We start from the raw sequence: 21,776 nt of genomic DNA on the forward strand, positions 1-21,776 counted from the left end.
AGGCTGCCAGCCGCAGGGGGTGGCATCCGTTCTAGCCGTTCGGGCGGCGGGGTCCAACGCCTTGTTGGGCAACGGCCCGTCAGGCCTGCGTGAAACCCCGCAGCGTCAGACCACGGCGCCGATCTGCCAGGGGACGAATTCGTGGTCCCCCAGTCCCAGATCCTCGGACCGGGTGGCCCGCCCCGAGGCGGTGGCGAGGATCAGGTCCACGATCTCGCGCGCCTTGCTTTCCAGCGGCACGCCCCGCGACAGGATGTCGCCGCAGTTCAGGTCCATGTCATCAGACATGGCCGCGAACAGGGCATCATTGGTGGCCAGCTTGATCGTCGGGGCGGGTTTCGACCCGAAGGCCGAGCCGCGCCCGGTGGTGAAGACGATCAGCTGCGCGCCGCCCGCGATCTGGCCGGTGGCGGAAACCGGATCGTAGCCCGGCGTGTCCATGAAGTTCAGCCCCGGCGCGGTGATCGGTTCCGCGTAATCCAGCACCGCGTTCAGCGGCGTGGCCCCGGCCTTGGCGACCGCGCCCAGGGATTTTTCCAGGATCGTGGTCAGCCCGCCCGCCTTGTTGCCGGGGCTTGGATTGTTGTCCAGCGAGGCACCATTGCGGGCCGCGTAATCCTCCCACCACCGAAGGCGTTCCAGCAGCTTTTCGGCGATGGCGGGCGAGGCCGCGCGGTCCAGCAGCAGCCGTTCCGCGCCATAGATCTCGGGCGTTTCGGACAGCACCACGGATGCGCCCTGCGTGGCCAGCATGTCGCAGGCGACCCCAAGCGCGGGGTTCGCGGTGATCCCGGAAAACCCGTCCGATCCGCCGCATTGCAACCCGATCTTCAGCGCGCTTGCGGGCGCGGGCGCGCGGCGGATGTCATTGACCTGCGGCAGCATCGCGCGGACGCGGGCCTTGATCGCCTCGATGGTGGCGCGGGTGCCGCCGTTGTCCTGGATGGTCAGCCCGTGAAAGCGCGCGGCCTGCCCCAGTTCCCCCTTCATGCGGGCGATCTGCATGACCTCGCAGCCCAGGCCCACGAACAGCGCCGCACCCACGTTCGGGTGGCCCGCATGGCCGGTCAGCACGCGTTGCAGGGCGATCCAGCCCGGCCCCGTGTCGGCCATGCCGCAGCCGGTGCCATGGGCAAAGGCCACCACGCCGTCGATGTTGGGGTATGGGACCAGCGCGCCCTCGATCCGCAATTCCTCGGCGGCGCGGCGGATCACGGTGGCCGAACAGTTCACCGTCGCGACAAGGGCGATGAAGTTGCGCGTGCCCACCTGCCCGCCCGCGCGGTGATAGCCGTCGAAGACCAGGGCGGGGCCGCGATGACGCTCCAGCGCCGCCTGGGCCGCCGCAAGCCCCGCGCCGGGGCGATAGTCGCGGCCATGCTCGCCAAAGGCGCAGTTGTGGCCGTGGACATGGTCGCCCGCCGCGATGCTTTCGGTCGCATAGCCGATGGTCTGGCCGTATTTGGTGACCGCCGCGCCGGGGGCGATGTCCACCCGCGCGATCTTGTGGCCCGCCGGGGCGATCCCCCGTTCGGTCAGGATCGCCACGGTGTCGGCGGGGTTCAGGACCAGAGGCTCAGGCATCGGCCCGGCCCCCCATGCAGGCCCGTGCCCCGTCGCGGACCAGGGCCGACAAGGCGGCGGTCAGGTCATGGGCAAAGCCCGCGTCGTCGCGCAAGGCGGGCGGAAAGACCTCGGCCAGCGACAGGAAGCCCGCGACCGTCCGGGCGGGATCGTCCCGCCACAGCGCAGCCAGGCGCGGGGCCAGCGGATCCTTGACCTCGATGGCCGCGCCCCTTTCGTCCCGCCCCGAGGCATAGCGCATCCAGGCCGCGACCGCCAAGGTCAGCCCCGGCACGGCACGGCCAGCCGCGCGGCTTTCCGCGATGGTGCCCAGGATGCGCTGCGGCAGCTTCTGGCTGCCGTCCATGGCGATCTGCCAGGTCCGGTGCCGGATCGCCGGGTTGGCGTAGCGCGCGGCCAGGGCCTCGGCATAGGCGCCCAGTGCCTGCCCGGGCGGAGGCGTCAGGGCCGGGATGATCTCGTTTCGCCACAAGCCGCGCACGAAACCCGCGAAGACCGGATCGGCCATGGTGTCGGCGATGGTCTCGTGCCCCGCCAGATAGCCCAGATAGGCGAGGCTGGAATGCGTGCCGTTCAGCATCCGCAGCTTCATGTGCTCGTATGGCGTCACGTCGGCGACCATCTGCACGCCCACGGTCTCGAAGGCCGGGCGGGGACCGCAGAAGCTGTCCTCGACCACCCACTGGCGGAAGGGTTCGTGCATGACCGGGGCCTCGTCGCAGTATCCCGCGGTGGCCTCCAGCCGGTCCAGGTCGGCGGGCGTGGTGGCGGGGACGATGCGGTCCACCATGGTCGCGGGGAAGGCCCCCTTCGCCGCGATCCAGTCGGCAAGCGCCGGGTCGATCAGGCGCGCCAGTTCCCCCACCACGCCCCGCACCACCCGGCCGTTTTCCGGCAGGTTGTCGCAGCACAGCACCGTAAAGGGCGGCAGGCCCGCGTCGCGGCGGGCGGCCAGGGCGCGGACCAGGAAGCCCGGCGCGGAACGCGGCAAGGGGTTTGCCAGGTCATGCGCGATGTCGGGATGGCCGCGGTTCAGGCGGCCGGTGGAGGGTTCGTGGCAATAGCCCTTTTCCGTCACTGTCAGGCTGACGATATGCGTGGCAGGCGAGGCCATGGCGTCCAGCACCGCCTGCGGATCCTCGGGCGCGACCAGCACGTCGCGCAGGACCGTCACCACCTGCGGCTTCTCGCCCTCCGGTCCCAGTTCCACCGCCGTATAGGCCCAGCCTTGCGGGCGCAGCCTGTCGCGCGTGCCCGGCGATTGCAAGGACACGCCGGTGATGCCCCAACCGCCCGCCTCGGCCACATAGATGGCCCCATGGGCGCGGAAGAATGCGCCCAGACCCAGGTGGACGATGCCCCCTTCGATCGTGGGGTCGCGGTGAAGCCTATCGTGCAAGCCAGCCTCCATCGACGTTCAGCACCGCGCCGTTGACGTAATCGGACGCGGGTGCGGCCAGGAACACCGCCGTCTGGCCGATATCCTCGGGACGGCCCCAGCGGCCTGCGGGGATGCGGTCCAGGATCGAACGGGACCGATCAGGGTCGGCGCGGAGCGCCGTGGTGTTGTTCGTCTCGATATAGCCCGGCGCGATGGCGTTGACGTTGAGGCCCGATGCTGCCCATTCGTTCGCCATCAGCCTGGTCAGGCCCGCCACGCCATGTTTCGACGCGGTATAGGACGGCACCCGGATGCCGCCCTGGAAGGACAGCAGGGACGCGATGTTGACGATCTTGCCCCGCCCGCGCGGCAGGGCGGCGCGCGCGAAGGCCTGGCAGGTGAAGAACAGCGCCTTGAGGTTCACGTCCATCACTGCGTCCCAGTCGGCTTCGCTGAAATCCACCGCGTCCGCCCGGCGGATGATGCCGGCATTGTTGACCAGGATGTCGATGCGCTCAGTGGCAAACACGTCGCGCGCGGCCATCGGGTCGCTGAAGTCCAGCCGCATCTGCCTGCCACCGCCCATCAGCGCCAGCGTCTCGTCGCAGTCGCGGCGGCCCGCGGCGATGACGGCGGCCCCGGCCTGCGCCATGGCGACGGCGATGGCCTGGCCGATGCCGGTATTGGCGCCGGTGACAAGGGCGGTCTGGCCCTCCAGCGAAAAGGGGTTCACCGCAGATCCCCCGGCTGGACGAAGTCCATGTCGGTGTAATCCACGTTGTCGCCCGCCATGGCCCAGATGAAGGTATAGCCGCCGATCCCCGCCCCGGAATGGATCGACCAGGACGGAGAGATCACCGCCTGTTCGTTGGCCACGAACAGGTGGCGCGTCTCCTGCGGTTCCCCCATCAGGTGCAGGACGCGCGCCTCGGGGGCCATGCCGTGATAAAGATATGCCTCCATGCGCCGGTCGTGGACGTGCGACGGGATGGTGTTCCAGACCGACCCGTCCTCCAGCGTGGTATAGCCCAGCACAAGCTGGCAGCTTTCCATGACAAGCGGGTGGATGAACTGCCGGATGGTGCGCTTGTTCGAGGTCTCGACCGCGCCGGTCTTCATCTCCTTGGCATCCTCGACCGAAATCAGGCGGCAGGGCAGTTCCCGATGCGCGGGGCAGGACGCGATGTAGAACCGCCCGTTGCCGCTGAAGGTCACCGCGCCCGACCCCATGCCCAGGTACAGAACGTCGCCGTTTTTCATCTGCCAGGTCTGGCCCGCCGCCGTGACCGAGCCGTCGTCGCCGATATTGACGATGCCCATCTCGCGCCGCTCCAGAAAGGTCGCGGTTTTCGTTTCCTTGATCTTGTCCAGCGTGATGTCTGCGCCGTTCGGCACCGCGCCTCCCAGGACGAAGCGGTCGTAATGGGTATAGACCAGCCGGATTTCGGCATCGGCGAACATCCCCTCGGCCAGGAAATGCTGGCGCAGATCGCCCGTGTCCATGCGTTTCGCATGGTCAGGATGGATCGCGTGGCGGGTTTCGACATGGGTCATGGGATGGCCTTTCACAGGAAATCGTCGCGGCGGGGGGTGAAGCTGTCGATCAGCACGCCCCTCTCCAGGCAGGTGCAGCCGTGTTCGGCGTCCGAGGGGATCACGAAGGCATCGCCCGGCCCGACCTCGAAATCCCGGCCATCGACCGAGAAGCGATAGCGGCCCGACTGCACATAGGTCGATTGCACATGCGGGTGGCTGTGCAGGGCCCCCCGGTCGCCCGCATCGAAAGCGAAGCGGACAACCATCAGGTCGGGCGCATGGGCCAGCACGGTGCGGATAGGGTCGCTCATTTGAACACCCCCGGCAGCCACAGCGACAGGGCGGGGATGTATGTGACCATCAGCAGCACGATCAGGCCCGCGGCATAGAAGGGCCATACGCTGCGCATTGCTTCCCAGATGGAAATGCGGGCCACGGCGGCGGCGACGAACTGCACCGGGCCAAGGGGCGGCGTGTTCAGCCCAATCCCCAGGTTCAGGATCATGATGACGCCGAAATGCACCGGATCGACGCCGAAGGCCGCGACCACCGGCAGGAAGATCGGCGTGGTGATGATGATCAAGGGCGACATGTCCATGAAGGTGCCCAGGACCAGCAGCACGATGTTGATCATCAAGAGGATCACCAGCGGATTGTCGGACACCGATTGCATCCAGTTGAGCGAGATCTGCGCCACGTGCAGATAGGCCATCAGCCAGCCGAAGGCCCCCGCCATGCCGATGATCAGCAGCACCATCGCGGTCGTGCGCACCGCCTGCTGGGTGGCGTGGACGAAATCCGACCAGGACATGCTGCGATACACCACCATCGTGACCAGCAGCGCGTAAAGCACCGCGACGCAACTGCTTTCGGTGGCCGTGAAGACGCCCGACCGCACGCCGCCGAAGATGATCGCGATCAGCAGCATTCCGGGGATGGATTGCACGAAGAAATAGCCCACGCGGGCAAAGCCCGGAAACGGTTCCGTCGGATAGCCGCGCCTGCGGGCGACGATATAGGCGGTGATCGACAGCGCCAAAGCCAGCAGCAGCCCCGGGATGATGCCTGCGGTGAACAGGTCGGCGATGGAAATCCGCCCCCCGCCCGAGATCGAATAGATGATCATGTTGTGGCTGGGCGGCAGCAGCAGCGCGATCAGCGCCGCCATCGAGGTCACGTTGACGGCATAGTCCGCCCCGTATCCCCGCGCCTTCATCTGCGGGATCATGATGCCGCCCACGGCCGCGGCCTCGGCCACCGCCGACCCGGAAATGCCGCCGAACAGGGTCGATGCGGCGATGTTGACCTGGCCCAACCCGCCCCGGACATGGCCGATCAGCGATCCGGCGAAGGCCACGATGCGGGCCGCGATGCCGCCCCGCACCATCAGGTCGCCCGCGAAGATGAAGAAGGGGATGGCCATCAGCGTGAAGACCGAAATCCCCGCCGACAGGCGCTGGAACACCACCAGGGGCGGCAGGCCCAGATAGCCCACGGTGGCCAGGCTGGAAATGCCCAGGCAGAAGGCGATCGGCGTGCCGATCAGCATCAGGGCGGTGAAGACGCCGAAGAGGATCAGGTATTCCATGTCAAGCCTCGGTCATCAGGATGTCTTGGGCGTCGGGTTCAACCTCGACCGTGCGGCCCGACAGGCGGTTCAGCAGGTGTTCCAGCACGAACAGCGTCATCAGGACGCCCCCCGCGAACAGCGGCATGTAGCCGAAGCCCCCCGGCAGCCCGATCACCGGCAAGGACGATCCCCAGGTCTTGGCCATCAACTGCCAGCCATAGACCGCCATGCCGATGCTGAAGCCCAGCACCGCCAGGTCGGACAGCGCGCGCAGCCAGGTTCCCGCGCCTTCCGGCAGGAAGAACAGCAGCACGTCGAAGCCCATGTGGAAGCTTTCGTGGACCCCCACGGCGGATCCCAGGAAGATGAACCAGCTCATCAGCAGGATCGCCACGGGTTCCACCCACAACAGGCTGTCGTTCATGACATAGCGCATGAAGACCTGCGCGAAGACGATGATCGTCATGATCACCAGCCCCGCGCCCGCCACCCACAGGCTGATCCGGGAAAGCCGGGCATTGAGACGTGACAACAGGGCGATGCTGCCGTGCATGGCGTCACCTTTCGTTTGCGTGAAAGGAAAGGCCCGCGACTGGCGCCGCGAGCCTGGGCGTCACTTGGTTTCCCGGATGCGCTTGACCAGATCCTGGGCCTCGGGCGTGGTCACGTATTTTTCATAGACGGGGGCCATCGCCTCGATGAAGGCGGTCTTGTCCACGTCCTTGATGACCTCGGCGCCCGCCGCCACGACCTTTTCCTCGCTGGCCTTTTCCTGTTCGGCCCACAGCTTGCGCTGAAGCGTGGCCGAGTTCCTGGCGGCCGCGCGCATGATCTCCTGGTCCTCGGGGGTCAGCTTCTCCCACGAGGTTTTCGACACGGCGACCAGTTCCGGCACCATCAGGTGCTGGTCCTGCGTGAAGTATTTCGCGACCTCGGCATGGCCCGAGCTGTCATAGGAGGGGAAGTTGTTTTCCGCCCCGTCGATCACGCCCGTCTGGATCGAGGAATAAACCTCGCCGTAAGGCATCGGCGTCGCGTTCGCGCCCAGGGCCGACATCATGTCCACGAAGACATCGTTCTGCATGACGCGGAACTTCATGCCTTTCAGGTCTTCCACCGTCCTGATCGGCTTTTGCGAGTTGTAGAAGTTGCGCGAGCCGCCGTCGTAATAGGCCAGCGCGATCAGATCCTTTTCGGCGAAGTCTTCGGCGATCTCCTCGCCGATGGGACCGTCCAGGACCGCGTGCTGGTGTTCGGGCGAGGTGAACAGATAAGGCAGCGACAGGGTCTGCGTGACCGGCACGATGTCGTTGAACGACCCGAAGGAGGCGCGCACCATGTCGATGACGCCGAACTGGGTCTGCTCGATGGTGTCCTTTTCCTCGCCCAGTTGCGACGACGGGAAGACCTCGATGCAGATGCGGCCCCCGGTCTTTTCCTTGACCTCGGCGGCCATGGCCTTGACGCCCTCGACCGTCGGATAGCCGTCGGGGTGGGTGTCGGACGAACGCAGCGTGATCTCGCAGTCGGCGGCGGCGGCAAGGCCGGCCGAACACAGCAGGGCGGCAAGGGTGGTGGTGACGAACTTCATGGTATCCTCCCGTTGGTGAAGCTCAGAGTTTGTAGGCCCTCTTGACGAGGCCGTAGGTCAGCTGGTGCGCAAGGTCGGACGCTTCCTCCTCAAGCAGGCGTCCGGTCGCGACCAGGGTGGCAAGAAAGGCGCAATCCACGCGGCGCGCGACATCGTGGCGCGCGGGGATCGAGCAAAAGGCGCGGGTGTCGTCGTTGAAGCCCACGGTGTTGTAAAAGCCCGCGGTTTCCGTCGTCATCTGGCGGAACCGCATCATCCCCTCGGGGCTGTCGTGGAACCACCAGGGCGGGCCAAGCCGCAGGCAGGGATAGGCGCCCGCCAAGGGGGCCAGTTCGCGCGAATAGCTGGTCTCGTCCAGCGTGAACAGGATCACCGTCAGGTCGGGGCGCATCCCCACCGCGTTCAGCAGCGGGCGCAGGGCCGCGACGTAATCCGTGCGGCCCGGGATGTCGAAGCCCTTGTCGCGGCCATGGACCGCCATCACCGGATCGGAATGGTTGCGCCGCGCGCCGGGATGGATCTGCATGACAAGCCCGTCCTCCAGGCTCATGCGCGCCATCTCGGTCAGCATCTGGCCGCGGAAGGCGTCTGCCTCGTCCGGGCTGCATTGACCGCGCAGGGCCTTGCCGAACAGCGCCGCCGCGTCCGCCTGCGGCAGATCCTCGGTCCGGGCCGATGCGTGGCCGTGGTCGGACGAGGTCGCGCCGTGGTCCTTGAAGAACGCCCGCCGCGCCCGATGCGCGTCCAGATAGCCGTCCCAGGCGGCGGTGTCGAACCCGGTCTGTTCCCCCAGCAGCGCCACGTTGTCGGCAAAGCCCGCCATCTCGGGGTCCACCACGCCGTCCGGGCGATAGGCGGTGACGACGCGGCCGTTCCAACCGGATTCGCGGATCATCCGGTGCCAGCGCAGGTCGTCGGTCGCGGCCTCGGTCGTGGCGATGACCTCGATCCCGAACCGCTTGAAAAGCGCGCGGGGCTGGAACTCGGGGCGGGCCAGGCAATCGGCGATGTGGTCGTAATACCAGTCCGCCGTCTCCGCCGACAGGCGGCGGTCGATGCCGAAGACGTTCTGAAAGCCGTGGTCCAGCCACATCCGCGACGGCGTGCCCGCGAACAGGTGGTAATGGCTGGCGAACAGCCGCCAGATCCTGCGCCCGTCGGTTTCGCTCGGCCCGCCGTCCACGCGCGGCACGCCCAGGTCGGTCAGCGCCACGCCCTGCGAGGCCAGCATCCGGAAGACGTAGTGATCGGGCGTCACGAATAGTTGCGCAGGATCGGGAAAGGGCCGGTCCTCGGCGAACCAGCGGGGATCGGTATGGCCGTGCGGGCTGACGATGGGCAGATCGCGGATCCCGGCATACAGGTCGCGGGCCAGGCCGCGCAGGGCCGGCTCGACCGGAAACAGACGATCCTCGTCCAGAAGCGGCATCTGCAAGTCTCCTCCCGAATCGCCTTGCGGGCCTTCTAGTCATCTAATATGCTAGTCTGGCAAACGCGTCAACGTGGTGGGTCCGACATGCCGACAGAAGCCGCAGCAGCCCTGCCCCTGCTGGACGACTTGCGCCCGCGCACCGTGACCGACCAGATCTATGACGCGCTGTATCAGCGGGTCATCAACCTGAGCCTGCCCCCCGGCGCGAAACTGTCCGAGGCCGAGGTCGCGGCCCAGATGGGCGTGTCCCGCCAGCCGGTGCGCGACGCCTTTTACCGGCTGTCGCAACTGGGCTTCATCCAGATCCGCCCGCAGCGGGCCACGGTGGTCACCCCCATTTCCGAGGAGGCGATCCGGCAGGCCTTCTTCATCCGCCTGGCGCTGGAAATCGCCTGCATCCGCGAGGCGGTCCACAAGCTGACGCCCGCGCATCACGACGCGCTGGCCGGCCTGATCGCGCGGCAGCAGGCCGCCATCGAGGCTGATGACCGCAGCGGCTTCCACGCGCTGGACGACCGGTTCCACCACGACATCTGCGCCCATTCGGGGCTGGATTTCGTCTGGACGCTGGTCAAGGACAACAAGGGCCACATGGACCGGGCGCGCTGGCTGTCCTTGTCCTACAACGCTCGCAACGCGATGGAGGAACACAAGGTGATCCTGGCCGCGCTGCGAGAACGCGACGAGGACAAGGCCGTGGCGGCCATCGGGCTGCACCTGTCGCGCATCAACGACACGCTGGACCGCCTGCGCGCCGACCAGCCCGAGATGCTGGGGCACTAGCCCGGCAACCCATGACCGACATGCCATTCGGGGAGGAATGAATGCGACACACCTGGCGGTGGTTCGGCCCGCGGGACCGGGTCTCGATCGACGACATGCTGCAGGCGGGGGTCCGGGGCGTGGTGACGGCCCTGCACCACGTGCCCACCGGCGCCGTCTGGACGCCCGAGGAGATCGGCAAGCGCCAGCGCGAACTGGCGGTGATGACGGACGGCGCGCCATCCGGGCTTGAATGGGAGGTCGTCGAGAGCCTGCCCGTCAGCGAGGCCATCAAGACCCAGACCGGCGACTGGCGGGATCATGTCGCAACTTGGATCCAGTCGATGCGGAACCTGCACGCGGCGGGGATCCGGGTGATCTGCTACAACTTCATGCCGGTGCTGGACTGGACGCGCACGGATCTGGCTTGGCGTCGCCCCACCGGTGCACGCTGCATGAGGTTCGATTACACCGACTTCGCCGCCTTCGACATCCATATCCTGCAACGCCTCGGCGCGGCCGAGGATTTCCCCGAAGCGGTCCGCGACGAGGCCGCGCGCCGCTTTGCCGCCATGGACGATGCGACACGGCAGGCCCTGGCCGGGAACGTTGTCTTCGGCCTGCCGGGGGCTGCGGAACATTTCACCCTGCCGGACGTGCGGGCGCTGCTGGCAAGCTATGCCCCCGTGAGTGACGCGGTGCTGCGGCGGCATTTCCACGACTTCCTGGAACAGGTGGTCCCGGTCGCGCAGGAACTGGGGATGCGCCTGTGCTGCCATCCCGACGATCCGCCCTTCCCGCTGCTGGGCCTGCCCCGCATCATGTCTACCGAGGCCGATTACGCGGAACGCATGGGTGCCGTGGATCTGCCGGCCAACGGCATCACGCTGTGTTCGGGATCCTTGGGGGCGCGGCCCGACAACGACCTGCCCGGCATGATGGCCCGTCTGGGCGACCGGGTGCATTTCCTGCACCTGCGCAATGTCCGCCGCGATGGTGACGCCATCGCCGGGTCCTTCTTCGAGGACGAGCATCTGGCGGGCCAGACCGACATGGTGGCGCTGATCGCCGCCATCCTGCGCGAGGAAAGCCGCCGCCGTGCCGCAGGCCGCGAGGACGCGCAGATCCCCATGCGCCCCGACCACGGCCAGGACATCCTGGACGACATCGGGCGCGGCGGCCAGCCCGGCTATCCGGCCATCGGCCGCCTCAAGGGCCTGGCCGAGTTGCGCGGGGTCGAGACCGCGCTGTCCCACCCCCTCCTGCAAGGAACCCGCTCATGACCGCCCCCCTGATCCTGTCCATTGGCGAGGCGATGGTGGAGCTGTCCCAGGCAGGCGGCGATCTGTGGTCGCTTGGCATCGCGGGCGACACGCTGAACACCGCCTGGTATCTGCGCCGCTGCCTGGGTCCCGGCTGGCGCGTGGGGTATTTCAGCCGCGTCGGCACCGGCGCGTTCTCGCAGAAAATGCTGCGCTTCCTGGCCGCCGAGGGGATCGAGGCCGAGCATGTGTCCCAAGACCCCCAGCGGGAGATCGGACTTTACGCGATCTCTCTGAAGGATGGCGAGCGCAGCTTTTCCTATTGGCGCGGCCAGTCCGCCGCGCGTGGGCTTGCCGACGACCCGCAGCGCCTCGCCCGGGCGTTGGGGGGCTGCCAAATCGCCTATTTCTCGGGGATCACGCTGGCCATCCTGCCCCCGGCGGGCCGGTCCGCCCTGCTGGATGCGGCGGCGAATGCGCGGGCCGCGGGCTGCCGGATCGTCTTCGACCCGAACCTGCGCCCCCGTCTGTGGGACAGCGGCGGGGACATGCGCCACTGGATCGAACGCGCAGGGGGCGGCGCCGACCTGGTCCTGCCCAGCTTCGACGACGAGGCGGCCCATTTCGGGGACGCGGACCCCGAGGCGACAGCCGCGCGCTATCTGCGTCTTGGTGCGGGGCAGGTGGTCGTGAAGAACGGCGGCGGGCCGGTGCATCATGCGGGGCCGCAAGGCGAGGGGCTGGTCACAGACCTGCCGCGCGTCGCCCCCGTGGACAGCACCGCCGCAGGCGACAGCTTCAATGCGGGCTATCTTGCCGCGACCCTGCAAGGCGCCGGTCCCGATGCCGCGATCCGCGCCGCCCATGGGCTGAGCCTTCAGGTCGTCTCGCATCCCGGCGCCCTGGTGCGGCAGGCCGCGTTCGGGACCTAGGTAGGCCGGCCATCATCGCTGAAAGACCACATAGCCGGTCATGGTGCCGGCCGCGTCGTCGTATTGGCCGCCATAGGTGGTGACGCGGACGACCGGCGCCTCGAAAGGGTCCTCGTCCTCGGGCGTGACGCGGATGGTTCTTGCGCCCGCGAAATCCTCGGCCCGGGCCGGGATCGCGATGAACTCGACCAGGATCTCGCCAGGGGTGGCGAACTTCATGATCCCCTCGAAGGGGCCGTGTCCGTCGATGGAAAAGCCGACCCGGCGCATGAGCGGTTCCTTCCTGCCGTGACGAAGGCGAACGACGACGACGCGCGCATGTTCCGGCACGGCAGGCCGTCTTAGCAAAGATCAACCGCCCGCGCCCGTGCGGACACAAGCAGGCCCTTCAGGTCCGGCCGGCAGGATCCGCAGTTGGTTCCCGCGCCCAGGGCCTTGCCGATGGCCTCGACCGTGGTCAGATCCTGCGTGGCGATCGCGCCCAGGATGGTGTTCACGCCCACCCCGAAGCAGGCGCAGACCACCGCCCCCGGGTCGGGCTGGTCCGCGCCCGGACGCCCGGCCAGGATGTCGCCCCGGCAATCGCCCCCCAGGGCCGCGACCACATGGCTGCGCGACAGGGCCGCGGGTTCCCGCGCCACGAACAGGGCGGCCGACAGGCGTCCGTTCTGGATGAAGGCCATGCGCAGGATGCCGTTGCGGGGATCGCGGACGACCAGCGGATCGCCCGTGACGCCCAGCATCCTGCGGGCCGCATCGGCCCAGTCCCCCGGTTCGCCGCGCCCGGCCAGTTCGGCCTGGTGCCCGGCGGGCAGGGTGGCGCGCGCCCAATAGTCGCAACCGGGCGTGATCGGGTGCGCCGAGACGGCAAAGCCATACCACGCCGCCGCGAAGGGGCGGATCGCGACGGGGGCGGATTTGGACGCGGGCTGGCCCGACACCGGATCGGCCAGTCCGTCCACCAGCGCGTCGATGCGGCCGGAAGGCGCGGTCTCGCCCGTCCAGTGGATCGGGGCGAAGGGATGGCCGGGCGCCACGCGATCCGTCACCAGCACCCGCAGGATGGCGCGCCCATGGGAGCTGGTCACCTCGGCCAGCGTGGCGGGAACCAGGCCCAGCCGGGCGGCATCCGTGGGGTGCAGTTCCAGGAACGGCTCGGCCAGGTGGCGCGACAGGCGCGGCGACAGGCCGGTGCGCGTCATCGTGTGCCAATGGTCGCGCACCCGTCCGGTGTTGAGGCGGAAGGGCCAGGCCTCGCTGAGCGGCTGCGGCGGGCGCGGCGTCACGGCGATCATCCGCGCCCGGCCCGAGGGCGTGTGGAACCGCCCGTCGCCAAAGAAGCGCCCGCCCCTGCGGCGCGAGGATTGCGGCCACAGGAACGGTCCCAACGCGTCGTATCCGGCCTGCGTGATCCCGGCATGGTCCGAGATGTCGAAGTCGCTGCCAAGCGCGCCCGCCACGCCCGACAGCGCCGCATGTTCGGCAAAGACCTGCGCCGGGCTGTCCCAGGCAAAGGCCTCGGGCCAGCCCATGCGCGCGGCAACGTCCGCGATGATGCGCCAGTCGTCGCGCGCCTGGCCTGCGGGGGCAAGGGTGCGGCGCTGGCGGCTGATGCGGCGTTCGGAATTGGTGACCGTGCCGTCCTTTTCCGCCCATCCGGTCGCGGGCAGCAGCACATGGGCCAGCCGCGTGGTGTCGGTCCGGGCGATCATGTCGGACACGACCACGAAATCGCAGCCCTTGATGGCGCGGGCGACGCGATCGGCCTCGGGCATGGACACGGCGGGATTGGTGCAGATGATCCACAGCGCCTTGATCCGCCCCTCCTCGACCGCGCGGAACATGTCCACGGCCTTGAGGCCGGGCCTGGAGGCCATGCGGGGCGAGCGCCAGAAGCCCTGCACCGCGTCCCGATGCGCGGGGTCTTCGATGTCCAGGTGGCAGGCCAGCATGTTCGCCAGCCCGCCCACTTCGCGGCCCCCCATGGCGTTCGGCTGGCCGGTGACGCTGAACGGACCGGTGCCGGGGCGGCCGATCCGGCCGGTCGCCAGATGGCAGTTCAGGATCGCGTTCACCTTGTCGGTGCCGCTGTCGGACTGGTTGATGCCCTGGGAATAGACGGTGACGACCCGTTCGCTGCCGCACCACAGGTCCAGGAACTGCCGCAGGGCGCTGTGGGGCAGGCCGGTGGCGGCGGGCAGGGTGGCGCGGGCGGCGGCCAGGGCATCGGCCAGGCCGTCGGGCGTTTCGGTGACCAGGCCGCGGCGGTCGATCTCGGCCAGCAGCAGGTTGAACAGCACCGCGTCCGATCCCGGCGCCAGGGGCAGGTGCAGGTCGGCGATGTCGCAGGTGGCGGTGCGGCGCGGGTCGATCACGACGACCCTGGTTCCCCGCGCCTCTCGCGCCGCGGCCAGGCGCTGGTACAGGACCGGATGGCACCAGGCGAGGTTCGAGCCGACCAGCACCACCGTGTCGGCGCCTTCCAGATCCTCGTAAAGGCCGGGCACGGTGTCGGACCCGAAGGCGCGGCGGTGTCCCGCCACGCTGGAGGCCATGCACAGCCGCGAGTTCGTGTCGATGTTGGCGCTGCCGACAAAGCCCTTCATCAGCTTGTTGGCGGCATAGTAATCCTCGGTCAGCAACTGCCCCGAGACATACATCGCCACCGAATCCGGCCCGTGCGCGGCGATGGTGTCGGAAAACCGCCGCGCCACCAGGTCGAGCGCCTCGTCCCAGCCGGCTTCGCGCCCGCCGATCCGGGGGGCCAGCAGGCGGCCCTTCAGCCCGACCGTCTCGCCCAGGGCCGAACCCTTGACGCAAAGCCGCCCGAAATTCGCCGGGTGGCCGGGATCGCCCGCGACATGCAGCCCTCCTGCCCCGTCCGGCGTGGCCAGGATCCCGCAGCCGACGCCGCAATACGGGCAGGTGGTGCGGACGGCGGGGCGGGGGGACTGCATGTTCATGGCCCGTCCCCTCAGGCGGCTTGCGCGGCGATGCGGGTCTGGCGGATCGAGGCGTGCATCCAGGCCAGGCAGCCCGCCGCCAGCAGGAACAGCACCACGAAGCAGCTGGACCAGCTGCCGGTCTGGTCCTTCAGCCAGCCGAACAGCAGCGGCAGCACGAAGCCGCCCAGGCCGCCGATCATGCCGACCAGCCCGCCGACCGCGCCGACGTTCTGCGGGTAATAGGTCGGGATATGCTTGTAGACGGCCGCCTTGCCCAGGCTCATGACGAAGCCCAAGACGAAGATCACCGCCAGGAAGGCCGCGACCGACAGGCCCGGCGACAGCGCCAGGATGGCGGTCGCGCCCAGCGAGACGGCGAAGGTCGCATACAGCACCGTCCGCGCGCCGATCCGGTCCGACAGCACCCCGCCATAGGCGCGGAAGATCGAGGCGGGGATCGAATAGGCCGCCCCGACCATGCCCGCCGTCTTCACGTCAAAGCCATAGACGCCGATCAGGTAATGCGGCAGCCACAGCGCCAGGGCGACAAAGGCCCCGAAGCTGAAGACGTAATAGGCCGAGAAACGCCAGACCCGCAGGTTCTTCAGCGGCGCGAATTCGGCCCGCAGGCTGCGCAGCGGCGCGCGCGTGCCGCGGCGGGCGGCGGTCACGGGATCGTCCTTGGACAGCGCCCAGAAGGCCAGCGCGGTCAGCGCCAGGACGCCCGCCCAGATCTGCGCCGTGGCCTGCCAGCCAAGCGCGACCATCACGAAGGGCGCCGCGAACTTGGTCACGGCCGCGCCGACATTGCCCACGCCGAAGATGCCAAGCGCGGTGCCCTGCCGGGTGCCGTCGAAGAAGCGCGACACATAGGCCACGCCCACGGCAAAGGAGCCGCCCGCAAGGCCCACGCCAAGCGCCGCCAGCAGCATCTGGGGATAGGTAGTGGCCCAGGACAGAAGAAAGGTCGCGACGGCGGCGGCCAGCATGGTCAGCGTATAGACGGCACGCCCGCCCAGCCGGTCGGTGGCGACGCCCAGCACGATGCGCACCAGCGAGCCGGTCAGGATCGGCATTCCGACCAGCAGGCCGAACTGCGTTTCGGTCAGGTCCAGCTGCTGCTTGATCTGGATGCCGATGATGGAAAAGATCGTCCAGACCGCAAAGCAGACGGTGAAGGCTGCGGTGGACAGTGCCAAGGCACGGTTGGAATTGGCATTGAGGGACATGGATGCTCCGATGGCAAGACGGGATGAGGTCTGTGGCTGTCGGAAAGCGCGCGGCCATTGATGCCCCGAAGGACTGCCGTTGGCCGTGACGCTTTCAGGAAATGCCGCATCGTTGCGAGCGGACCCCTGACGCGCCGTTGCGCCGGGCCATGATGCATTGTGCCGAATCATGGCGGCGATCCAAGCGCCGCAGGCCGATTCCATGCGATCCGGCCCGTTTTTCGCCGCGATCGCAAAAAGAATGCGCGGCCTGCCTGTGCTTTGGTCAGTTCGAGGATGCCGGCGGCTCTTGCGGGCATCACGAGGCCGGGCAAGGTTCGAGGCCGCGGGCAAGACCGCGGCAAGGCCATCGGCGGCAGGACGTTCCTCCGCAGGCGGCCGGGCCTTGTGAAAAAGAGGCAGGAGGGATCCGCAGCTTGGCCAGCCGGCTGCCTTGCGGGGACCGCGACGGTCCGGATGCAAAGGCGCCCCCCCCCCCGAGGGAGACAATGGCGGTGCCGGATCACGTCTCGGTGGTTGCGGGGTCCGCCTTCAGGGATGCCTGCCCTTGCATCAGGGCGACTGGCCAGACCCGGCCGCCCGCCCTCGGGTCGAAGGCGTCGGCGCGGCTACCGGCTTCGCAAGCGCCTGCCGTCCGGATTGCACCTGAACTCGTCCTCCTGTTCCGGCGCGCCGTCATGGCAAGACAGGACCGTCGCGCCCGGTGGCGCGGCGCAAGCCTGTCGAACGACCGGGCGCCGTTCCGGCAGGAACACGGTCCTGCCCCTGTCGCCGCCCTGCCTGCCCCGCGGATCAGGGTGTCAGCCGGTCGCGCAGCATGAACTTCTGGATCTTGCCGCTGGGCGTGCGGGGCATCGCCTCGATGATCTCGATCCGTTCGGGCCAGTACTGCTTGGCGACCTTCTTCTCGTCCATCCAGACCCGCAGGTCGTCCAGCAAGACGGTGCTGCCCTTTTCCACCGTCAGAAAGGCGCAGGCGCGTTCGCCCAGCCGTTCGTCGGGATAGCCGACCAGGGCGGCACCGGTGATCGCCGGATGCTCGACCAGCAGGCTTTCGATCTCGACCACGGGGATATTCTCGCCGCCGCGGATGATCACGTCCTTGGTGCGCCCGGCGATCCGGATATAGTCCGCGCAATCGTCGTCGGCCAGGCAATAGGCCAGGTCGCCGGTATCCATCCAGCCTTCGGCGTCGAAGGTGTCCTCGGGCGGGACGCCCATGTAGCCGATGTGAAGCTGGGCGCCGCGCACCAGCAGGCGCCCGCGCTCGCCCGCGGCAAGCGTCCTGCCTGCGTCATCGACCACCTTGACCTCCATCCCGGCGACCGGCCGGCCGTCGGAAAGCGAGGACAGCTTGCCCGCCCGCTCGGGTTCGGTCATGGTCGAGGCCAGGCTTTCCGTCATCCCCCAGACCGACGTGACCGTCGTCCCCAGGACCTCGCCGGCCTGGCGGACCAGCACGGGCGGAATCGGGGCGCCGGCGCACAGGAACAGCCGCAGCGTTTCGGGACGCGGCGCGCCGGATTGCACCTCGCGGACCAGATCGGCCAGAAAGGGCGTGGCGCCGCCGCTGAAGGTGACCTTGTATTCGTCGATCAGCTCCAGGGCGTGCCGGCCGTTCCAGCTTTCCTGCAAGACCATGGTGGCCCGGTTGAAGAGCGCCAGGATCACCCCCGCGGCAAGGCCCAGCATGTGCCCCACGGGCGAGCCGACCAGCACCACGTCGTCGTTGGACAGGTGGCCGCGCCGGGTCATGCTGCGGGCGGCGTTCACCATGCTGTTGACGGTGTGCTGCACCCCCTTGGGCGAGCCGGTGGTCCCCGAGGTGTACATCAGCATCGAGGGTTCGCCCGGATCGGTGAGGGGCGGCGTGCCCTCGGGCGCAAGGTCCACCCGTTCGCCCGCATCCAGCAGCGCCGCGAAGCTGTCGCCGCCGGTGCCGTTCGCCACCACCACATGCTTAAGATGGCCCAGCTCGTCGCGCAGCAGACGGGCGGTGCCGACCAGATCCAGCGACCCGAAACCCTCGGGGACGATGAACACCTTGCACCGCGCGAAGCCCAGCATGAAGCGCAGCTCGCGTTCGCGGAAGATCGGCATCAGCGGGTTGGTGATCGCCCCCAACCGCTGGGACGCCAGCACGGCCACCACGAATTCCCACCAGTTGGGCAGTTGCAGGGCAACCACGTCGCCCTTGCCCACGCCCAGCTTGCGCAATCCGCCGGCGGCACGCGCGATGCGATCCTCCAGCTCGCGGAAGGTCAGCCGGGTGACGCCCGAGGCGCGATCCGACACGACCGCCAGCTTGTCGGGGTGATCCCGAAGCGCCTTGCGCAGGAAATCGTCGTAATGTTCGTCCGTCCAGTGGCCCAGTTCGCGCAGCTTGCGCCTGTGCGTGGCAAGATCGAATTTGGTCATTGCATCATCCTCCCCATGAAACAACAGGATCGCCCCTCCCCGGGGCGATCTTTCCGAAAGGCGGCGTTATCGCGCCGTTTCGGTGGCGACCGGCGCGATCAGGCGCCGGACGCCCTCGCTGCCGATGGAATCGTAAAGCGCGAAAGGGCCACCCAGATAGGCGGGGAAACCTGCGGCGTTGATGCTGTGGAAATCGGCCGCCCGGCGGCTGTCGGGGTCAAGGCCGCTGCCCTGTTCCAGCGCGGCGACGACCGCGGCGCCCAGCAAGGCGCCGGCAATGATCTGGTCCTGCCCTTGCGGCGCGTCGATCCAGGTTCCGGTCGCGGCGATGCCCCGATGATGGCCCAGCACCTCGGCCGGGACCGGACGGGCCTGGCCATCCGCCGGGATCGGGACCGTCAGCCGCGCCCAGCGGGCCGCGCTTTCGACCGCTTGGGGGTCGAACCGGGCCGCCACGTCGGCCCAGGCCTTGCGGATGGCGGCGGCAATGGCGTCATAGGCCTTGGGCAGGGCATCCGCCTTGCGCTGCTTTTGCCAGATCTGCTTGCCCAGAAACAGGCTCGAGATCATGTCGCGCGGCTCGGGGCGCTTGATGAGATCGGCAAAGATGTCGATTTCCTTGCTGACGGCGGCATCCATCGCCAGGGGCATGCCGAATTCCACGCAATCGAGAATTGCCGTGATCGCCGGATAATGGCCCCCCGTCTCCTCCTCTCGCGCGCGGCGCAATTCGGCCAGGCGGGCGCTGACTTCGGCCTGGGTGGGAAGGACGTGATCGTCCCGGTCCCAAGGCTGCTTCGGCTGGGGATTGCCCTTGATCCATTCCACGCAGGCGGCGATTTCCTGCCCCGCGGGAACCACGCGATGCGCGACCCCTGCCGCCACCGCGTCGGCGGGCGTGAAGCGGGCCGCGTCAAGCAGCACCGGCATGGCCGCCTCGATGCCGACAAGGCGCGGCAGGCGTTGCGTGCCGCCGCCGCCGGGCAGCAGGCCGACCAGCGATTCCGGCAACCCCAGAGCGGTCGCCGGCGTGTCGGCCAGAACGCGGTAATGCCCGGCCAGCGCGAATTCGCACCCCCCGCCAAGCGCCAGCCCGTTGATCGCGAAGGCGACCGGCACCCCGGCGGTTTCCAGCTTGCGGAAGGCACGGCCGATGGGCGAGAAATGGTCGCGGCCGATCCGCCAGCGTTGGCTTTCGGGGGCGGCGATGATCATCGCATAGGCCTGCGCCAGTTCGCCCAGGTCGGCCCCCGCGCAAAAGGCGGTGCCTTTCCCCGACGACACGACCAGCCCCTTCAGGCCGCTTGTCTTCAGCCAGTCGGCCACCGCCTCGGATTCGTGGATGGCACGGTTGGAAAAGACGTTCATGGTCCGGCCGGGCATGTCGAAGATCAGATGGCCGATGCCGTCCTCGATCAGGTCATAACGGAACTCCGCAAGTTCCGGCGGTTGCTTGGTCATGTCCTGTCCTCCCCGGCAGACAAAGGCGCTGGCACCCATATAGTGTGCTGTTGTATAATGCACCTGCATACCTAATCCGTCAATTCCCGCAAGCGGGATCGACGCCGGACCCGCGGTCGATGCTCAGCCCGGGTCCGGGTTCCGCAGGAAGATACCGGTCGCGATGGCGCCATAGACGGCTGTCCCGTCCTGGTTCTCGCCCTCCATCCGGAACGAGACGATGCCCCGATCCGGCTTCGACCGGGACACCCGGGCCGAGAGGATCGTCACGCGCAGCCACAGCCTGTCGCCGGGCCGCACCGGATGCAGCCAGCGCAACTCGTCGCAGCCGGGCGCCGCCAAGCCTGCCCGCGACGGCAAAAAGCCATCGACCAGCAGCCGCATCATCAACGATGCCGTCATCCAGCCCGAGGCGATCACGCATCCATGGGGACCGGCGGCGGCAGCCTGCGGGTCGATGTGGAACGACTGCGGATCATAGCGGCGCGCGAAGGCGATGATCTCCTGCTCGGTCACCTCGATGGGGCCGAAACGATAGGCATCCCCGGGGCGGTAATGCTCGAACCAGCGATCCGCGGCGGAGGTTTCAAAACGCGTTTCCGACATCATGCGACCTGCTGTCTTGCGGCCAAGGAACGCCGCGTCAATTAAGTTGCTAGTTTACGATATGGTTGCATATCTATTCTATCCGCTTTAATGTCGCTCTGGCAACCTGGCTCGGTCATCGGAGGAGAGCATGGAGTTTCACGGGCAATCTGTCAGGATGACCATGGAGGACGGGCTTGCCCGCGTGGCGTTTTGCCAGCCCGACCGCGGCAATCCGATCGACGCGACGCTGGGCGCCGAACTGCTGGAACTGTCGGGCATTCTCTTTACCTCGCCGCAGGTTCGCGCGGTGCTGATGACGGCCGAAGGGCGCTTCTTTTCCGTGGGCGGCGATCTGAACAGCTTCAAGGACCGCATCGACGAACTGCCCCGGCTGATTCTCGACTGGACCTCGGACTTCCACACGGCGCTGGTGCGGCTGCGCCGCATGGATGCCCCCATCGTCTGCGCGGTCGAGGGCGGGGTCGCCGGGGGCGCGGTTTCCATGATGGCCTTTGCCGACGTGATCCACGCCGCCGACTCGGTCAGGTTCACCGCCGCCTTCCCCGCCATCGGATTTTGCGCGGACAGCGGCACGACGGTATCCTTGTCCGAACGGATGGGCATCGCCCGGGCGCGCCGCTTCATCCTGTGCAACGAAACGATCACCGCCGCCGAGGCCCGCGATGCGGGGCTGGTCGATCACCTCCATCCCCTGGCCGAGGTTCGCGCGGCGGCCGAGGCGACGGCGATGCGGCTGGCCCAGGGTCCGACGCGCGCATACGGCATGATCAAGCGCAGCTTTTCGGGCGCGCTTGGCCGCAGCATCGACGAACAGCTGGAGTTGGAGGCGCAATCGCTTTCGCAGGTCGCCGGTCTGGCGGACGCGCGCGAGGGGATCGAGGCTTTCGTGCAAAAGCGCAAGGCGGACTTTACCGGCCGGTAGGCGCATCGCCGGCTGACGATGGGAACCACGGCCCGCCAGGGCGGGCAGGCAATGCTGAAGAAGGAAGAACCGGATGAAGATCCTCGTGCCCGTGAAGCGGGTGATCGACTACAACGTGAAGGCGCGGGTTCGGGCGGACGGG

General features: G+C 68.3%; 19 protein-coding genes. 4 read left to right on the top strand and 15 right to left on the bottom strand.

The features are described 5' to 3' along the window. Window positions 1-105 precede the first annotated feature (105 nt). From GIY56_RS09810 to uxaC, 9 genes are read right to left on the bottom strand one after another with little or no spacing between them, the layout of a single operon-like run. Window positions 106-1,584: a UxaA family hydrolase gene (locus GIY56_RS09810; protein ID WP_154764642.1), complete on the bottom strand. Its 1,479-nt coding sequence runs from the start codon at window positions 1,582-1,584 to the stop codon at window positions 106-108. Beyond that, window positions 1,577-2,995, bottom strand: a complete 1,419-nt coding sequence (locus tag GIY56_RS09815) for a mannitol dehydrogenase family protein (protein WP_154764643.1) — start codon at window positions 2,993-2,995, stop codon at window positions 1,577-1,579. The genes GIY56_RS09810 and GIY56_RS09815 overlap by 8 nt, the downstream gene beginning before the upstream one ends. Continuing rightward, on the bottom strand, window positions 2,973-3,698 hold the full coding sequence (gene kduD, locus GIY56_RS09820) for a 2-dehydro-3-deoxy-D-gluconate 5-dehydrogenase KduD (protein WP_328288500.1): 726 nt from the start codon (window positions 3,696-3,698) through the stop codon (window positions 2,973-2,975). The genes GIY56_RS09815 and kduD overlap by 23 nt, the downstream gene beginning before the upstream one ends. After that, entirely contained in the window at window positions 3,695-4,519 is an 825-nt protein-coding gene (gene kduI / locus GIY56_RS09825; protein ID WP_154764645.1) for a 5-dehydro-4-deoxy-D-glucuronate isomerase, read from the bottom strand. The genes kduD and kduI overlap by 4 nt, the downstream gene beginning before the upstream one ends. Before the next feature lie 11 nt (window positions 4,520-4,530). After that, on the bottom strand, window positions 4,531-4,812 hold the full coding sequence (locus GIY56_RS09830) for a cupin domain-containing protein (protein WP_154764646.1): 282 nt from the start codon (window positions 4,810-4,812) through the stop codon (window positions 4,531-4,533). After that, window positions 4,809-6,089 (bottom strand): TRAP transporter large permease, encoded by a 1,281-nt coding sequence (locus GIY56_RS09835; protein WP_154764647.1) that lies wholly within the window; start codon window positions 6,087-6,089, stop codon window positions 4,809-4,811. The genes GIY56_RS09830 and GIY56_RS09835 overlap by 4 nt, the downstream gene beginning before the upstream one ends. 1 nt (window position 6,090) lies before the next feature. Beyond that, window positions 6,091-6,624, bottom strand: coding sequence for a TRAP transporter small permease (locus GIY56_RS09840; RefSeq protein ID WP_154764648.1), 534 nt, complete (start codon window positions 6,622-6,624; stop codon window positions 6,091-6,093). 60 nt (window positions 6,625-6,684) lie between these two features. Continuing rightward, entirely contained in the window at window positions 6,685-7,662 is a 978-nt protein-coding gene (locus tag GIY56_RS09845; RefSeq protein WP_154764649.1) for a TRAP transporter substrate-binding protein, read from the bottom strand. A gap of 22 nt (window positions 7,663-7,684) precedes the next feature. After that, window positions 7,685-9,091, bottom strand: coding sequence for a glucuronate isomerase (gene uxaC / locus GIY56_RS09850; RefSeq protein ID WP_154764650.1), 1,407 nt, complete (start codon window positions 9,089-9,091; stop codon window positions 7,685-7,687). A gap of 87 nt (window positions 9,092-9,178) precedes the next feature. Here uxaC and GIY56_RS09855 point away from each other — a divergent pair, with 87 nt between their 5' ends. Genes GIY56_RS09855 through GIY56_RS09865 form a run of 3 tightly spaced genes read left to right on the top strand, consistent with a single transcriptional unit; the run spans window position 9,179 to window position 12,050 of the window. Beyond that, window positions 9,179-9,877: a GntR family transcriptional regulator gene (locus tag GIY56_RS09855; protein WP_154764651.1), complete on the top strand. Its 699-nt coding sequence runs from the start codon at window positions 9,179-9,181 to the stop codon at window positions 9,875-9,877. Between the two features lie 41 nt (window positions 9,878-9,918). Further along, window positions 9,919-11,139 (top strand): mannonate dehydratase, encoded by a 1,221-nt coding sequence (gene uxuA / locus GIY56_RS09860; protein WP_154764652.1) that lies wholly within the window; start codon window positions 9,919-9,921, stop codon window positions 11,137-11,139. Continuing rightward, window positions 11,136-12,050, top strand: coding sequence for a sugar kinase (locus tag GIY56_RS09865; RefSeq protein WP_154764653.1), 915 nt, complete (start codon window positions 11,136-11,138; stop codon window positions 12,048-12,050). The genes uxuA and GIY56_RS09865 overlap by 4 nt, the downstream gene beginning before the upstream one ends. 12 nt (window positions 12,051-12,062) lie before the next feature. Here the strand turns inward: GIY56_RS09865 and GIY56_RS09870 are convergent, their stop codons facing one another. The 6 genes from GIY56_RS09870 to GIY56_RS09895 form a co-directional block, all read right to left on the bottom strand. Beyond that, window positions 12,063-12,320, bottom strand: a complete 258-nt coding sequence (locus GIY56_RS09870) for a hypothetical protein (protein ID WP_154764654.1) — start codon at window positions 12,318-12,320, stop codon at window positions 12,063-12,065. Between the two features lie 71 nt (window positions 12,321-12,391). Then, window positions 12,392-15,013, bottom strand: a complete 2,622-nt coding sequence (locus GIY56_RS09875) for a nitrate reductase (protein WP_154764655.1) — start codon at window positions 15,011-15,013, stop codon at window positions 12,392-12,394. Between the two features lie 11 nt (window positions 15,014-15,024). Beyond that, window positions 15,025-16,224, bottom strand: a complete 1,200-nt coding sequence (locus tag GIY56_RS09880; protein WP_154764656.1) for an MFS transporter — start codon at window positions 16,222-16,224, stop codon at window positions 15,025-15,027. Window positions 16,225-17,016: 792 nt separating this feature from the next. After that, entirely contained in the window at window positions 17,017-18,642 is a 1,626-nt protein-coding gene (locus tag GIY56_RS09885; protein ID WP_154764657.1) for an AMP-binding protein, read from the bottom strand. Window positions 18,643-18,708: 66 nt separating this feature from the next. Continuing rightward, complete coding sequence (locus GIY56_RS09890) at window positions 18,709-20,103, bottom strand: enoyl-CoA hydratase-related protein (protein ID WP_196053595.1); 1,395 nt, start codon at window positions 20,101-20,103, stop codon at window positions 18,709-18,711. Window positions 20,104-20,226: 123 nt separating this feature from the next. Beyond that, a complete protein-coding gene (locus GIY56_RS09895; protein WP_154764659.1) occupies window positions 20,227-20,712 on the bottom strand; it encodes a MaoC family dehydratase in 486 nt (161 codons plus the stop codon). A 154-nt stretch (window positions 20,713-20,866) separates the two neighbouring features. On the opposite strand from GIY56_RS09895, the gene GIY56_RS09900 reads away from it, so the two are divergent. After that, the gene (locus tag GIY56_RS09900; protein ID WP_196053596.1) at window positions 20,867-21,634 is read left to right on the top strand and encodes an enoyl-CoA hydratase/isomerase family protein; all 768 of its coding nucleotides are present in this window, start codon (window positions 20,867-20,869) and stop codon (window positions 21,632-21,634) included. The last annotated feature ends 142 nt before the right edge of the window (window positions 21,635-21,776 follow it).

Source organism: Paracoccus lichenicola (genome assembly GCF_009708075.1).
In the GTDB taxonomy this organism is placed as follows: domain Bacteria; phylum Pseudomonadota; class Alphaproteobacteria; order Rhodobacterales; family Rhodobacteraceae; genus Paracoccus; species Paracoccus lichenicola.

What these genes read in the sequence shown, in the direction of transcription:
- GIY56_RS09840 (WP_154764648.1), bottom strand. Translation starts at nt 6,624, where the DNA reads ATGCACGGCAGCATCGCCCTGTTGTCACGTCTCAATGCCCGGCTTTCC.
- GIY56_RS09880 (WP_154764656.1), bottom strand. Translation starts at nt 16,224, where the DNA reads ATGTCCCTCAATGCCAATTCCAACCGTGCCTTGGCACTGTCCACCGCA.
- GIY56_RS09845 (WP_154764649.1), bottom strand. Translation starts at nt 7,662, where the DNA reads ATGAAGTTCGTCACCACCACCCTTGCCGCCCTGCTGTGTTCGGCCGGC.
- GIY56_RS09870 (WP_154764654.1), bottom strand. Translation starts at nt 12,320, where the DNA reads ATGCGCCGGGTCGGCTTTTCCATCGACGGACACGGCCCCTTCGAGGGG.
- GIY56_RS09875 (WP_154764655.1), bottom strand. Translation starts at nt 15,013, where the DNA reads ATGAACATGCAGTCCCCCCGCCCCGCCGTCCGCACCACCTGCCCGTAT.
- uxuA (WP_154764652.1), top strand. Translation starts at nt 9,919, where the DNA reads ATGCGACACACCTGGCGGTGGTTCGGCCCGCGGGACCGGGTCTCGATC.
- GIY56_RS09895 (WP_154764659.1), bottom strand. Translation starts at nt 20,712, where the DNA reads ATGATGTCGGAAACGCGTTTTGAAACCTCCGCCGCGGATCGCTGGTTC.
- GIY56_RS09890 (WP_196053595.1), bottom strand. Translation starts at nt 20,103, where the DNA reads ATGACCAAGCAACCGCCGGAACTTGCGGAGTTCCGTTATGACCTGATC.
- GIY56_RS09810 (WP_154764642.1), bottom strand. Translation starts at nt 1,584, where the DNA reads ATGCCTGAGCCTCTGGTCCTGAACCCCGCCGACACCGTGGCGATCCTG.
- kduI (WP_154764645.1), bottom strand. Translation starts at nt 4,519, where the DNA reads ATGACCCATGTCGAAACCCGCCACGCGATCCATCCTGACCATGCGAAA.
- uxaC (WP_154764650.1), bottom strand. Translation starts at nt 9,091, where the DNA reads ATGCCGCTTCTGGACGAGGATCGTCTGTTTCCGGTCGAGCCGGCCCTG.
- GIY56_RS09865 (WP_154764653.1), top strand. Translation starts at nt 11,136, where the DNA reads ATGACCGCCCCCCTGATCCTGTCCATTGGCGAGGCGATGGTGGAGCTG.
- GIY56_RS09815 (WP_154764643.1), bottom strand. Translation starts at nt 2,995, where the DNA reads ATGGAGGCTGGCTTGCACGATAGGCTTCACCGCGACCCCACGATCGAA.
- GIY56_RS09855 (WP_154764651.1), top strand. Translation starts at nt 9,179, where the DNA reads ATGCCGACAGAAGCCGCAGCAGCCCTGCCCCTGCTGGACGACTTGCGC.
- GIY56_RS09885 (WP_154764657.1), bottom strand. Translation starts at nt 18,642, where the DNA reads ATGACCAAATTCGATCTTGCCACGCACAGGCGCAAGCTGCGCGAACTG.
- GIY56_RS09900 (WP_196053596.1), top strand. Translation starts at nt 20,867, where the DNA reads ATGACCATGGAGGACGGGCTTGCCCGCGTGGCGTTTTGCCAGCCCGAC.
- GIY56_RS09835 (WP_154764647.1), bottom strand. Translation starts at nt 6,089, where the DNA reads ATGGAATACCTGATCCTCTTCGGCGTCTTCACCGCCCTGATGCTGATC.
- GIY56_RS09830 (WP_154764646.1), bottom strand. Translation starts at nt 4,812, where the DNA reads ATGAGCGACCCTATCCGCACCGTGCTGGCCCATGCGCCCGACCTGATG.